Origin of the sequence: uncultured Clostridium sp., from assembly GCF_963527835.1 — a bacterium.
Lineage (GTDB): Bacteria > Bacillota > Clostridia > Clostridiales > Clostridiaceae > Clostridium.
The window spans coordinates 20,416-36,072 of sequence record NZ_CAURTC010000015.1 but is presented as its reverse complement, the minus strand read 5'-3'; the positions used below and the strand labels follow the sequence as shown (position 1 = coordinate 36,072).

Here is a 15,657-nt window from a genome sequence, read left to right as displayed (position 1 = left end):
TTAGGTATTGACAATATTTAGTTGTGTTAATAAAATATTCACTATAAAAAGGAGTGATAGTTTATGATAAAAGAAAATGGTAATATTTCAATTCATACAGAAAATATTTTCCCTATTATAAAAAAATGGTTATATTCTGATAAGGATATTTTCATAAGAGAACTTATAAGTAATGCTTGTGATGCTATAAGCAAGTTAAAAAGATTATCAGCTTTAGGTGAAGCAAATATAAATGAAAATGAAGCATTTAAGGTTAAAGTAATATTAAACAAAGATAAAAAAACTCTTAAGTTTATTGATAATGGAATTGGAATGACTGAAGAAGAAGTTAAGAAATATATAAATCAAGTAGCTTTTTCAGGAGCAGAAGATTTTGTAGAAAAGTATAAAGACAAAATGGATGAAGGTAATGACATTATAGGTCACTTTGGATTAGGATTTTATTCTGCATTTATGGTTTCAGATAAAGTTCAAATTGACACATTATCATACAAAGATGGTTCAGAGCCTACAAAATGGATATGTGAAGGCGGTACTGAATTTGAGATTTCTAACTCGGATTCTAAAAATGAAAGAGGCACAACAATAACTTTATATATTAATGAAGATAGTAATGAATTTTTAGATGAATTTAAGCTTAGAACTATTATAACTAAATATTGTTCATTTTTACCTATAGAAATATATTTAGAAGATGAAAATAAGCCAAAAGAAGAACCTAAATATGAAACAAAGAAAAATGATGATGGAACTGAATATCAAGAACTTATAACACCAGAAGAAGCAAAACCTCTAAATGATGTACATCCTCTTTGGATGAAAAAGCCAAATGAATGTACTGATGAAGAATATAAAGCTTTTTATAGACATGTATTTACTGATTTTAATGAACCACTATTTTGGATTCATTTAAATGTGGATTATCCATTTAATTTAAAAGGAATACTATACTTCCCTAAATTAAAACATGAATTAGAAGCTACAGAAGGTCAAGTTAAGCTTTATAATAATCAAGTTTTTGTTGCTGATAACATAAAAGAAGTAATTCCAGAATTTTTATTGTTATTAAAGGGTGCAATAGATTGTCCAGATTTACCTCTTAATGTTTCAAGAAGCTTTTTACAAAATGATAAAGATGTAGCTAAAATATCTAATCATATAATTAAAAAGGTTGCTGATAAATTAACATCATTATTTAAAAATAGCAGAGAAGAATATAATAAATTCTGGAATGATATACAAATATTCATTAAGTATGGATGTTTAAGAGATGAAAAATTCTATGAAAAAATTAAAGATATAATTATATTTAAAACTATCAACGATGAATATGTTACATTAAAAGATTATTTAGAAAAAGCTAAGGAAAAGCATGAAAACAAAGTATTCTACGTAAATGATGTAAGACAACAATCCCAATATATAAAATTATTTAAAGAATATGGATTAGATGCAATCATATTAGATGCAAGTTTAGATAATCATTTAATATCTTTCTTAGAAATGAAAGAAAGTGGAGTACAATTTACTAGAATTGATTCAGATATATCAGATGTTTTAAAATCTGATGATGATTCTAACACTGAAGAAGTAAAAGAATTAAATAAAAAAATAGAAGAAATGTTTAAAGTTACTCTTGGTGAAAAGATAAAAAATATATCAGTAGAAGGATTAAAAGATGCAGGAACTCCAGCCATGATATTAATATCTGAACAGTCAAGAAGAATGGCTGAAATGAGCAAAATGTATGCATCCATGAATATGCCAGCAGGAATGTTTGATGAAGAAAAAACTTTAGTATTAAATAACAATAATCTTATTGTTAAAAAACTTATAAATTTAAGTGAAGATGAATCTAAAAAAGAAGATGTTAAATTTATTTGTGAACACATATTTGATTTAGCTAAAATAGCTAATAAGGAATTAAGTCCAGAAGATATGGATGAGTTTATAAAGAGAAATAACGAACTTTTAAGTAGAATTTTATTATAAGATAATAGCATTATTAAAAAAAGGTACCTGATGAATTTCTCAGGTACCTTTGTGTTATTATATATTATTTTTATTAAACGATTTAAATTAGTATTTTAAGTAATTTATATATCTATATAAGTTAAGTGTTAGGTGATAATAATATAAATTTTATGCTAAATAATTTATAAATTTATTATTAACCTATCTCTAAGGAGAATAATATTACTATAATTTGAGTATATATTAAAAAGGTGGTAAGCTTGTCCTTTAATACCTTAGCGTATTATGGTATAATAACACCGTATATTTTTAAATGGAGGTGTTTTTATAATGAAACACATAAAAACAATTAATAAAACAAACATAAAAAATAGTTTATGTAAGCCAGGATGCAAAGAATGTGCTAACTCATGTCAATCAGCATGTAAGACATCTTGCACAGTTGCAAACTTAGAATGTGAAAACTAATATGCATTAATAGCAGTAACTATTTAGTTACTGCTAACTTTTTTATTCTTTAGGAAATTATATTATTAAAGAATTTATGGATAACTCAAGTTATAATTTTGTTTTAAGGCTAAGAATTAAAAGCTAAAGAATAAAAAATAATCATATGCCGCACCATTATTCCTGCACTGCGTTTGGAAGGGGTGCATGGCTAAAAAAAATCGACGGCTCCACAGTCGCTTTGGCGATTTTTTTATTTTATATATTTAGGAGGAAAAGATAGTGTCTTTAATACACAAATTTAAACAAGGTGAAAACTTTTTTGTTTTAGACGTAAACACAGGTGCAGTACATGTAGTTGATGAATTAGTATATGACTTAGTTGATGATAATAAATTAAAATCTAAAGAAGAGCTTGTTAAAGCTTTAAGCAATAAATATGAAGAAAATGTTATTTCAGAAGCATATGATGAAATACTTGAACTTATAGATAATGAAATACTTTATTCTAAGGATCAATATGAAGAGATAGCTCATAGCTCTATGGATGATAGAGACTATATAAAGGCTGTATGTCTAAATATTATTCACGGATGTAACTTAAGATGTAAATATTGCTTTGCTGATGAAGGCGAATATCATGGACATAAAGGTGTAATGAGTCTTGAAGTTGCTAAAAAAGCAATTGATTATGTTGTTAAAAGAAGTGGTCCAAGAAAAAATATAGAAATAGATTTATTTGGTGGCGAACCAACAATGATAATGGACACTATAAAAGATATAATCAAATATGCAAGAGACAATGAAAAGAAGTGGAATAAGAACATAAGATTTACAATGACAACTAATGCTACTCTTTTAAATCCAGAAATGATGGATTTCATGGATAAAGAAATGGGTAATATAATATTATCATTAGACGGAAGAAAATGTGTTAATGATAATGTTAGAATTAAGGCTGATGGAAGTGGGTCATATGATGATATAATTCCGAACATAAAAGAAATGATAAAAAGAAGAACTAAGGGTAAGACTTTCTACGTTAGAGGAACATTTACTAGAAATAACACAGATTTTTATGAAGATGTTATGGCTATGATAAATGAAGGGTTTGATGAAATATCAATTGAGCCAGTAGTTTTACCAGATGAACATACTCTTTCATTAAGAGAAGAAGATTTGGAAACTATTTTTGAAAATTATGACAAGTTATATGAAGAAATGGCTAAGAGAAAGAGAGAAGGAAAAGATGAATTTAACTTCTATCATTTCAATATAGATCTTCAAGGCGGACCTTGTGTTTATAAGAGAATTTCAGGTTGCGGTGCAGGATTTGAGTATGTAGCTATAACTCCTCAAGGAGATGTATATCCATGCCATCAATTTGTTGGAAATGAAGATTTCAAATTAGGAACTATATATGATGATACTTATGATACAGAATTAGGAAAAAAATTCAAAGAAGCACATATATATAATAAACCTAAATGTAGAGATTGTTGGGCTAAATTCTATTGTAGTGGTGGTTGCCAAGCCAATAACTTTAATTTTAATGGTGATATGAAGATACCATATGAAATAGGATGTAAAATGCAAAAGAAGAGAATTGAATGTGCTATAGCACTTAAAGCAGAGTAACAAAATTAAGGGACTGCTATATAATAATTTTTTTATTATATAGCAGTCCTATTTTTATTATTTAGAAAAGTATATTGTTAAAGAACTTGTGTATAACTAAAATTATAAATTAGGTAAAATTTAAGAATTGTTCAATTTAATATGATTTTCATAAAAAATAATATGATATTTATAAAATTTAATGCGACATCTTTGCTAAATTGTAACTTTAATAGATAAAAAATATATAATGTATAAATATATGTTAAAATATGTTCGATAATTAAAAAATAAAAGTATATAGGGGGAGAAGATATGGAGAATAACAAAGTTATCAAAAAATCAATAAAAAGATTACTTACAGGAGTTATATTAGTATCCTTATTAGTTATTTTTTCTTTAACAACGATAATAAGTATATTTAATATAAAGAATAGTATGACTAATGTTTTGCTGAATAAATCAGTTGAAGTAGTTAACCAAGTTAAATCTTTAGTTGAATATATAATTGAAAATCAAGATAATGATATTGATCAATTACAAGAGCTGGTTGAAAAAAAGGCTAAATTAGATAATATTACATATGTAGTTATCGTAGATAAAAATAGTAAAGCAATAGCACATAGCGATAAACAAAAACTTGGCAAGGTATATGATGATGATTACATTAAAAATGCTGTTAAAGAAGGAGAAACAAAATCTCGTAAATTTTATGCCGATGTTCAAAAGATTTGGGCATATGATATAATTGTTCCTATTGAAGTAAATGGAGAACTATATGGTTCACTAAGGATAGGGATACCTATTAGTGGAATTGATGCAGTTATAAATGATTTCGCTAAGGTACAAATATTAGTTACTATTATATCATTAGCTTTACTTACAGTAGTATTAGTTATTCTTTTAAATAAAAGTTTAAAACCATTAAAGGATCTTATGGGAATTATTGATGATATAAGTAATTTAAATTTAAAAGAAAATGATCTTTTAGAAAAGTATTCATTAAAACAAGATGAAATAGGTAATATATCTAAGTCTGTTTTAAATATGATGGCAGTTCTTGGGAAAATGGTTGCATCAATAAAAAATACATCTAATGAAATAAATGAATTTTCAAATAAATTAGTGGATACTACAGAAATGTCTATTAGTTCATTAGATGGAATTTCAAGTGCAATATCAGAAATTGCTAGTAGTTCACAAAAACAATCAGAAGATATTCAAGAAGAAGTTTCACAAATAAATGATTTAAGTAATGAAATAGATAATATATCTGATGAAACAATAATAACTTTTGACAAAATAAAGTATACTAGAACTTTAAGTGAACATGGTATTGGTGTTATGAATAATTTATCAAATTGCTCTGAAAAGAATAGAGAAATTTCAAATAATATAAAATCGATTGTTATGGATGTTGATAGTAATTCAAAGGAAATAAGTAGCATAGTTGATACGATTAATGAAATTGCTAATCAAACTAATCTTTTAGCTTTAAATGCATCTATTGAGGCTGCAAGAGCCGGAGAAAGCGGAAAAGGATTTACAGTAGTTGCAGAAGAAGTAAAAAAATTAGCAGAACAAACATCGAAGTTTACTAATGAAATAAGAAGTAAAATTGATGCAATACAAGAAAAATCTAATAATGCAGTTATTTCTGTTGAAGAAAATATTGCAGTTGTTAATGAAAATAATGAAGCTGTAGTAGAAACAGAAGATATATTTAATAAACTTTCAGGTGAACTATTTAACTTATCAGAAATAATAAATAAAATTGTAGAATACAATAAAACTATGATAGGAAATAAAGATGCAATTTTAGATATAATTCAAAATACTTCAGCAGCATCGGAACAAACAACAGCATCTACTCAAGAAATTAGTAGTATATCTAAAGAACAATTGTTAAGTATGAAAAACTTAAGTGAGGAAGTTGATAGATTACAAGAATATTCAAATATTCTTACAGAAGAGGTTAATAAATTTAAACTTTAATATTGGAAAAAATGTATATATATGATAAAATGAAGTATATATTTTATATTAATTAAAAAGCAGAAGGTGAAGAACATGACAAATTTCTTTTTAGTAAATACAATTTTAAATAGATTACCTATGTCAATATTTGGAGTTTCATATATTGTTTTTAATTTTACAGGCGTAGTCTATCTAAAATTAAATAGTGTACTAAAAAGAAGTGAGTTATCTTTGCCTTAAATTATTGATTTGTAAAAATTAAACCTAGGTAAGGACGATCTTACCTAGGTTTAATTTTTGTTTAAGTATTATTTAAATAATACCTATATTTGTGATGTATCATTTATTTCATTCAAAATATAATGTTTTACATTGCTTATATATTTTAATAGCTTAATTTAATGATTTTAACTCGGGTAAGAACTAATTACCCGAGTTTTATTATTTTAAATCTATGTTAAAGATATGTTGATATATGCAATGAGCAATTAGACATTGCATATATCAATACTTTGTTAAAACATAATCTATTTAAAAAACTAAGATTATTAAAGAATGGAGTAGGTGTTATAAATGATGGAGTTAGCATTAAAAGAAGTAAAAAAATATTTCGGTGGAAATAAAATTTTAAGTAATATTACTTTTGAAATAAAGGAAGGAGAAAGAGTAGGCCTTATTGGAAATAATGGAAGTGGTAAAACCACAATTTTCAAAATTATTGCGGGAATTGAAAATAAAGATGGTGGTTCAGTATTCATTAGAAAAAATTCAAAGATAGGATATCTAAATCAAATACCTGAATATCCTGAAGGATTTAAAGTCATTGATGTATTAAATAGTGCATTTGAAGAATTACATCAAATAAAAAGTGAAATGGAAATTTTAGAATCTCAAATGAAAAAAACAACAGGGAAAGACTTAGAGATAATATTAAATAAATATTCTAATTTGAGTTTAGATTATGAAAATAAAGATGGTTATAATATAGATGAAAAGTTAAGTAAAGTTTGCACTGGATTAAAGTTTGACGAAAGTATTTTAAATAAGGATTTTGTAAATTTAAGTGGTGGAGAAAAAACAGTTGTAATGTTAGGAAAAATTTTAGTGCAATCTCCGAACCTACTTCTTTTAGATGAACCATCAAATCATTTAGATATGGAATGTATTGAATGGTTAGAAAATTATATGAAATCATATAAGGGAACAGTAATAATAATATCTCATGATAGATATTTTTTAGATAATTCTGTCAGTAAAATAATTGAATTAGAAGATGGTGAAATACTACATGAGTATAATGGAAACTATTCTTATTATATTAAAGAAAAAGAAAGAATAGTAAATGAGCAATTTGAAGCCTATAAAGATCAACAGAAAAAAATTAAAGCAATGGAGAAATCTATTAAACAGTTAAGAGAGTGGGCTGTACAAGGAGATAATGAATCATTTTTTAAAAGAGCAGAGAGTATTCAAAAAAGATTGGATAAAATAAAAAGAATAGATAAACCGGTAGATAAAGCCAAAATAAACATTAATTTTGTTAAAAGCGATAGATCAGGAAACAATGTATTAGATATTAAAGATTTAGAAAAGAGTTTTTATAATAAATTGATATTAGAAAATTTAAATTTATCAATAAAATATGGTGATAAAATTGCTATAATAGGCAATAATGGCACTGGTAAATCAACAATATTAAAATTAATATTAAATGAGGCTAATCTAGATAAAGGAAAAATAACGTTAGGTCATAATGTTAAAATTGGATATCTTCCACAAAGTGTAAGTTTTGAAAATGAAGAATTAACGGTTTTAGAAGTATTTAGAGAAGATATTAATATTTTAGAGGGAGAAGCAAGAAAGATATTAGCTAAATTTCTATTTTATGGTGAAAGTGTTTTTAAGAAGGTAAAAGGTCTTTCGGGTGGAGAAAAAAGTAGACTTAAGCTGTGTAAATTAATTCAAGATGATATAAATTTACTTATTCTTGACGAACCTACTAATCATTTAGATATAGATTCAAGAGAGATGCTTGAAGATTCATTAATGAATTTTGAAGGAACCATATTATTTGTATCACATGATAGATTCTTTATAAATAAAATTGGTAAGAGAATATGTGAATTAGAAAACAGAAAAGTTACTAATTATTATGGTAATTATGAATATTATAAAGAAAAGAAAAGTGAAAATAAGATAGAAAATATTAATAACAATAGAGACAAAAAATCTAAAACCAATAAAGTCAAAGATAATAAAAGCAATATAAAGAATATGGAAAAAGAAATAAAAAATACAGAAAGAATAATTGAAGATTATGAAAAAATAATTAATGAAATTGATAATAAAATAAATACTTATACAAGTAATTATGAAAAATTGACAAACTTATATAATGAAAGAACAAGGATACAAAATGAATTAGATAATACATTAGAAAAATGGATGGATATGAATAGTTAATTTAAAGTTTATAATGATATAATAAATCATTATATCATTATAAACTTTATTAATTTAGTATTATTAAAATATATACTGAATTTAAAAGAGTATTTTAAGGGGGAAGATTTTTGCAAGAGTATATTTTTGAAAACAATTTAAAGTTAATATATAAAGAAAATGAATCAGAATTATCTTCTATATGTATATCTTTAGAAGCAGGAGCAGGAGTAGAAAAAGATATTTTAGGAATAGCGCATGTTACAGAACATATGGTATTTAAAAATACTAAAAATAGAAATGAATCTGAAATAAATAAAGAATTAAGCTCTATATTTGGTTTTCATAATGCTATGACGAACTATCCGTATGTAATATATTATGGAACTCTACTTAGTGATGAACTTAAAAAAGGTTTAGAAATTTTTTCAGATATAATTATAAATCCAGAGTTTATTGAAAATGGATTTAAAGAAGAAATAAATGTAGTAATAGAGGAACTTAAAGAATGGGATGAAGAAGTCGAACAATATTGTGAAGATAAACTATTTTTAAATTCCTTTGAAAATAGGAGAATAAAATATCCTATAATAGGTATTGAAGATCAACTTAGATCTCTAAAATTAGAAGATGTTAAGAACTTTTATCAAGAATATTATTTTCCGGGAAATACGTCTATTGCTGTAATATCTTCACTAGAATTTGAAGAAGTAAAGAACTTAGTAGAAAAATATTTCGGATTATGGAAAAAGAAACTTAAAATAATAGAACAAGTTTATTATGAAAATAATGTTTCAGGTATATTTGTAGACAAAAGAGATGGAATAAAAACATGTAAAGTTCAAATGATTTTTTCTATACATGAATTAAACAATGACGAAATTAATTATTTAAGAATATTTGATGAGTATTTTGGACAAGGAGTAAATTCATTACTTTTTGATACATTAAGAACTAAAAATGGACTTGTTTATGATGTTATTACTAATATTACTCATGAGAAATACATAAAACTTTACAAAATTACATTTAGTACATCAAAAGAAAATGTAGATAGATCTATAGAATTAATAAAACAATGTATTAATAAACTCATTGAAATAAAAAACAATATTGATTCAGAAGATATTAAACAATTAGTGAAGTCTTATAAATTAAAAAAACTATTTAAAGAAGAAAAAAGCATTGTGTTAGCAAAAGAAATTTCAACTTACGATACTATGTTTGGAGATTACACAGTATACACAAATGAAAATTTAAATAATTTAACTAAAGAAGATATATTTGATGTAGGAATAAAAACATTAAAAAATCCTTCAATAGAAATTATATCTTAAAGATAATATTTACTAACATTATTATATTTTAAGAAAAGTTAAGAGTGTAATATAAGGGCGTAGTGGCATTGAAATTTGCTTTTTAGAACTCTTAATGAAATTGTCACATTTACTGCTTGTACCAACTTCATATTGGGAGCAAGCTAAAATTGGACTATATTCATTATTAGTGTTCTTAAAGTAAATTTCACAGTCCACGAGCTTTATATTACACTATTAACTACTAGCTAAAATATATAAAGGAAAGGGAACAATATGAAAGAACGTATTCCATTGTTAAATGAATTGATAAAATATCATAAAGAAAAGAATTTATTACTTTCTATGCCTGGTAATAAAGCAGGTTTAGGTTTTTTAAGAGATGATATTGGAAAGGAATTTGCGGAAAAATTAGGATTTCTTGATATTACAGAAGTAGACCCTTTGGATAATCTTCATTGTCCTGAAGGGGTCATAAAAGAAGCTCAAGAGTTACTTAGTAAAACTTATAATTCAAAAAAAGCTTATTTTTTAGTTAATGGAAGCTCATGTGGAAATTTAGCTTCAATATTTGATGCATTTGATGAAGGTGATGAGGTTATAGTAGAAAGAAATTGTCATAAATCTATATATAATGCATTAATTTTAAGAAAATTAAAAGTAGAATATATTGAACCAATAGTAGATATTGAAAAAGATATATTTTTACCTCCAAATAAAGAAAACATATATAAGGCACTAGATAAATGCAATAATCCAAAAGGAATAATTTTAACTTATCCAAATTATTTTGGAATAACTTATGATATTGAAGAGATTATAAAAGACTTAAAGAAAAGAAATTTAAATATTATTATAGATGCAGCTCATGGAGCACATTTTGGACAAAGTGATAAGTTGCCTAAAGACATATATTATTTAGCAGACTATGTTGTGTTAAGTGCACATAAAACTTTACCTGCATTAACTCAAGGCGCTTACCTTTTGGTTAACAATGATAGTGAAAGCATAGAGTTTTATTTAAAAACTTTTATGAGTACTTCACCTTCGTATTTAATTATGGCTTCTCTAGACTATTCAAGACATTATTTAGATGAATATGGAGTAGATGATTATAAAGAATTAATATGTAATTGTGAAATATGGAAAGATAAAATTAATTCTTTAAATAAAATTAATATATTTTCTAAAGAAGATTTAAAATTTGGATATGATATAGATATAACAAGATATGTAATGTTATTACCAAGTGGGTATAGTGGACATAAATTTCTGGGTTATTTAAGAGAAAATAAAATACAAGCTGAAATGAGTTTTTCAAGAGGGGTAGTTTTAATATTATCTCCGTTTAATACTGAAGGTGATTTTGAAGATATTTTTAAGGTCATAGAAAATTTAGATATAGAAGTATTAAAAAATAATAGTGATGTTAATGCTAAATATTATAATCTTGTTCCAGATAAAAAATTAGAACCTCATGAGGTATTTAAATTAAAGGGAACTTATTGTAAGGTAGGAGAGAGCGAAGGAAAAATATCTAAAAATATGATTATACCTTATCCACCAGGAATACCTTTAGTTTGTCCAGGAGAAGTAATAAGCAGGGATGCAATTAATATAATAGAAGATTATATTTTAAATAAAAAAAGTATCATAGGAGTAGAAAACAGCACAATAGAAGTTGTTGATTTATTATAGGATATGTTTTAGTAGAGTGATGATATATGTATAAGCAAAGTGAACTGAGTAATTGAATTTAGGAATGCTAAAATCAGTATAGTCCCATTTTAGCTTGCTCTCAATATAAAATTGAGACAAGCAGTGAATGTGAATATAAAAAGGAAACTCGACTTCGCTGAGTAAGTTCGAAAAGCTAAATATAAAATTTAGATTCTCACTTAAGGATTCTCAAAGTCCAATTACAATGTCACTTCACCTATTGCATATATCAACACATATTTAAAACAGAGCTTAATAAAAAATAAAAATAACCCTACATTAGTAGAAAATAACTAAAAGTTATTATAATGACTACTTAATAGGATTATTTTTTATAAAGAAATTTAAGTGGCTTTAAGTATTATTTTTAGGTGTATCATTTTAGTTATTAATCACATTCATGACAATTAAAATTTAAATGAAAGATACTCTTGGAATCTTCACTACAGGTTTCTCCACATATTGTACATTCTTTATTGTAACTTGAGTTATAAGTTACAATCTCACAATTATCTTTTGCATCATTAAATTCATGATATGAAACTTTACCACTATCTACATTTGCTTTTGTAATTTTCCATGAGTGAGTAGGTTCATTTGTATTTGCAAAAGCGTTAAGTGAAGTAGAAGCTAAACAAACAAATGCTACTACTCCGCATAATAAAAATTTTTTCATAAATCTCAACCCCTTCAATAAATGTTAACATAATATGTAAATTATAAAAAGTTAATTTTAACATAGCAAATTGACGAAAGTTTAAAAAAATACTCAAAAATAAAATAAATCTTTAATAAAATCAACAAAAATATAAAATATTTTCAAAGAAATATTGAAAATATTATTTATCTTATCTACAAAGGGGGAAGCGGACATGAATGAAAAACGGGATCAATGGGGTAATAAATTGGGATTTATTCTTTCAGCTGTTGGATCAGCCGTAGGACTAGGGAATATATGGAGATTTCCATATGTGGCATATTCTAATGGTGGAGGAGCATTTTTAATTCCTTATTTCTTTGCTATTTTTACAGCTGGGATACCTTTATTAATATTAGAATATGGAATGGGGCATAAATATAAGGGATCAACACCACTTGCGATGACAAGAGCAAAGAAAAAATGGGAGTGGCTTGGTTGGTGGCCTACAATCAGTGCATTTATTATACTATGCTATTATTCAATGATTTTAAGTTGGGCTATTAATTATTTGAAATTTAGTTTTACTAGGAGTTGGGGAAATAATTCAAATTTATTTTTTCATAATGATTTTTTACATTTAACTTCATCACCATTCGATTTTGGTGGAATGGTTTGGCCTATATTCATAGGAATCGCTATTATTTGGTTAATTAATTGGACTATTTGTTATGAAGGAATAAAAGGTGGAATAGAAAAAATTAAAAATACAATAAATACTTATGTTTTAAATAGTGTTAATATTGTAGTAAAAATTTTGTTGATAGCGAATTTTAATTTAATAACACTAAAATAGATATTTATAGCTCAACTAAAATAGAGCTAATATTTAAAATGATCAAGGACATATATATATAAATATACCTTGGTCATTTTTAATATACTAAAATTTATTATATATTAGCTTTAAAGTTTTTGTTTTTATAAATGTTTTATTATAATATAAGTATATAATTTCTATTATTATCCATATATTAAAAGATAAACATTTAAACTCTAATAAAGAAAAGAGTTTAAATTAAATGTGCATTAATAAATAGAAATAATTAATATATAAAAAGTATTAGAGGTGCTAAGAATTATGATGCAATCTATATTATATGAACAGGAAAACTATTGTGGAAAATTAGGAGCAATTTATTCTGAAGAAAAAACAAAGTTTATATTATGGGCTCCAATTTCAAAAAGTGTAAGAGTAATATTATATTACAAAGAAAAAAATGAAGTTTTTGATATGAAAAAAAGAGAAGAAGGGATATGGAGTTTAGAACTTTTGGGAGATTTTAATGGAGTTTATTATAATTATTTGGTTAATAATGATCAAAATGAAATAGAAGTTGTAGATCCATATGCTAAAGCAGTAAATGTAAATGGAAATAGGGGAATGGTAATTGATTTAGAATCTACTAATCCTAAAGATTGGGATAAAGATATGAAACCTAAATTTACAAATGTGACAGATGCTATTATATATGAAATGCATGTAAGAGATTTTTCAATAAGTGAAACATCAGGTGTTAATGATAAATTTAGAGGAAAGTATAATGGGGTTTATGAGAAGGAAACTAAGATTCCAGGAACTAATTACCCTACATGTTTAGAGTATATAAAAGAGTTAGGAATAACACATGTTCATTTAATGCCAGTGTTTGATTATGCAACAGTAGATGAATCGAATGTTAGTTCTGAAAATTATAATTGGGGATATGATCCTAAAAATTTTAATGTACCGGAAGGATCATATTCTTTAGACCCGTTTAATGGGGAAAAACGAATAATAGAATTTAAAAGTATGGTTAAAACTTTACATGAACATGGTATAAGAGTGATTATGGATGTTGTATATAACCACACACATTCAACATATAGTTCTAATTTAAATTGCATAGTTCCTAGTTATTACTATAGACAAAATAATGATGGCTGGTTTTCTAATGGATCTGGATGTGGAAATGAATTAGCAACAGAAAAAAGGATGGTTAGAAAATTTATAATTGATTCATTATTATATTGGGCAACTGAGTATCATATAGATGGTTTTAGATTTGATTTAATGGGATTATATGATATAGAAATTATAAAAGATATAAGAAGAAGTTTAGATAAAATAGATAAGACTATACTTATGTATGGTGAAGGATGGACAGGTGGCGCATCTCCTTTACCAGAATGGGATAAATGTATTAAGTTCAATATTAGTAAATTTGGAGACATGAATATAGCAGCATTTAGTGACGATATTAGAGATGGCATAAAAGGAAATGTTTTTGATTCTAATTCAAGAGGTTTTATAAGTGGTGCGGCAAATCTAGAAGAGACTATTAAATTTGGTGTAGTAGCATCTACAAAGCATGATCAGATAAATTATGAAAGTTTAAAATACAGTAAATTTCCATGGGCAAATGAACCTTATCAGACAGTAACATATACTTCTGCACATGATAATTATACATTGTGGGATAAGATATGTATATCTAACAATAATTTTTCAAAAGAAGATTTAAAGGCTATGAATAAACTATCTGCAGCTATAATTCTGACTTCTCAAGGTATTCCGTTTTTTCAAGCAGGAGAAGAATTTTTAAGAACTAAGAAAAATAAAGATGGAAGTTTAAATGGCAATAGTTATAATTCACCTGACAGTGTAAATGAATTACAATGGAATAGGACAGAAGAATATAAAGATGTTGTAGATTATTACAAGGGATTAATTAAGCTCAGAAAGTTTTGCAAAGGCTTTAGAATGGAAAGTAGCAATGAGATAAGAGCAAATTTAAGATTTTTAGAAAAAGAAAGAAATTTTTATAATGATAAAGTTGTTGGATTTAATATAGATTTAAATTATTTACAGATTAATTGGAAGCAAATTTGTGTAATATATAATGCAAATTTAAACCCTGTTGAAATTAAATTAGATAAAAATAAATGGTATGTTATTGTTAATGAAAATAAAGCAGGAATAGATGAATTATCATATATAGATAATAATATAGTGAAAGTTCCTAAATTAAGTTGTTATGTATTAGTAAAAAAAGATTAGGTACGTTTTAACAGAATGTTGATATATGCATAAGTAAAGCAGAACAAAATTCTAGAAGTTAAATTACAAAAACGCTTCGCATATATAAACACATATTAAAAATAGATCCTAAGATTAAAATGTAACGCCATTATTAAAAAGTATTAACAAATTAATAAAAAGAACACTATATACTATTGAATTTAAATCAATATATGTTTATAATATATTAAAATGATATGTTAAAAGTTGTGATAAGGAAGAGTATATTTAGTAAGCTTTTCAGAGAACTAGAGATTTGGTGGAAATCTAGTAAGTGAACTTTATAGAAGCAGCCTTTGAATTTCACATTGAAAAATAAGAATTGATATTCTTAATTAGATGATGACGTGTTCCTTACGTTATAGAGGTTGAAGTGTTTATTAATACTTCTATAGAGTGAGCATTTT

At 25.4% G+C, this 15,657-nt stretch carries 10 protein-coding genes, 1 pseudogene and 1 other annotated feature (1 of these 12 only partly in view); of the genes and pseudogenes, 10 read left to right on the top strand and 1 reads right to left on the bottom strand.

Translation table 11 applies throughout. The features are described from left to right. The first annotated feature begins 63 nt into the window (after nucleotides 1-63). The 8 genes from htpG to RYM86_RS09090 all read left to right on the top strand — a co-directional run bounded on the left by htpG (nucleotide 64) and on the right by RYM86_RS09090 (nucleotide 11,471). Nucleotides 64-1,992 carry a molecular chaperone HtpG gene (gene htpG / locus RYM86_RS09125; protein WP_315079813.1) on the top strand — a complete coding sequence of 643 codons (1,929 nt, stop codon included), beginning with the start codon at nucleotides 64-66 and terminating at the stop codon, nucleotides 1,990-1,992. Between the two features lie 312 nt (nucleotides 1,993-2,304). Continuing rightward, on the top strand, nucleotides 2,305-2,442 hold the full coding sequence (scfA, locus tag RYM86_RS09120) for a six-cysteine ranthipeptide SCIFF (protein ID WP_003371542.1): 138 nt from the start codon (nucleotides 2,305-2,307) through the stop codon (nucleotides 2,440-2,442). Nucleotides 2,443-2,703: 261 nt separating this feature from the next. Continuing rightward, a complete protein-coding gene (gene scfB / locus RYM86_RS09115; protein WP_315079776.1) occupies nucleotides 2,704-4,059 on the top strand; it encodes a thioether cross-link-forming SCIFF peptide maturase in 1,356 nt (451 codons plus the stop codon). Between the two features lie 294 nt (nucleotides 4,060-4,353). After that, entirely contained in the window at nucleotides 4,354-6,033 is a 1,680-nt protein-coding gene (locus tag RYM86_RS09110; RefSeq protein WP_315079773.1) for a methyl-accepting chemotaxis protein, read from the top strand. Nucleotides 6,034-6,108: 75 nt separating this feature from the next. Then, complete coding sequence (locus tag RYM86_RS09105; RefSeq protein WP_315079771.1) at nucleotides 6,109-6,255, top strand: hypothetical protein; 147 nt, start codon at nucleotides 6,109-6,111, stop codon at nucleotides 6,253-6,255. A 333-nt stretch (nucleotides 6,256-6,588) separates the two neighbouring features. Beyond that, on the top strand, nucleotides 6,589-8,478 hold the full coding sequence (gene abc-f, locus RYM86_RS09100; RefSeq protein WP_315079768.1) for a ribosomal protection-like ABC-F family protein: 1,890 nt from the start codon (nucleotides 6,589-6,591) through the stop codon (nucleotides 8,476-8,478). A gap of 110 nt (nucleotides 8,479-8,588) precedes the next feature. Beyond that, nucleotides 8,589-9,794 carry a pitrilysin family protein gene (locus RYM86_RS09095; protein ID WP_315079766.1) on the top strand — a complete coding sequence of 402 codons (1,206 nt, stop codon included), beginning with the start codon at nucleotides 8,589-8,591 and terminating at the stop codon, nucleotides 9,792-9,794. A gap of 255 nt (nucleotides 9,795-10,049) precedes the next feature. Further along, nucleotides 10,050-11,471, top strand: coding sequence for an aminotransferase class I/II-fold pyridoxal phosphate-dependent enzyme (locus RYM86_RS09090; protein WP_315079764.1), 1,422 nt, complete (start codon nucleotides 10,050-10,052; stop codon nucleotides 11,469-11,471). A 409-nt stretch (nucleotides 11,472-11,880) separates the two neighbouring features. Here RYM86_RS09090 and RYM86_RS09085 read toward each other — a convergent pair whose 3' ends face one another. Further along, complete coding sequence (locus tag RYM86_RS09085) at nucleotides 11,881-12,168, bottom strand: hypothetical protein (RefSeq protein ID WP_315079761.1); 288 nt, start codon at nucleotides 12,166-12,168, stop codon at nucleotides 11,881-11,883. 196 nt (nucleotides 12,169-12,364) lie between these two features. Between RYM86_RS09085 and RYM86_RS09080 the strand changes: the two are divergent. Both RYM86_RS09080 and pulA read left to right on the top strand, forming a co-directional pair. Then, nucleotides 12,365-12,889: pseudogene (locus RYM86_RS09080) on the top strand (sodium-dependent transporter); the annotation flags it as partial. A 381-nt stretch (nucleotides 12,890-13,270) separates the two neighbouring features. Next, a complete protein-coding gene (gene pulA, locus RYM86_RS09075) occupies nucleotides 13,271-15,229 on the top strand; it encodes a type I pullulanase (protein WP_315079759.1) in 1,959 nt (652 codons plus the stop codon). A 221-nt stretch (nucleotides 15,230-15,450) separates the two neighbouring features. Further along, nucleotides 15,451-15,657, top strand: a binding site (T-box leader); it runs 44 nt beyond the window's last position.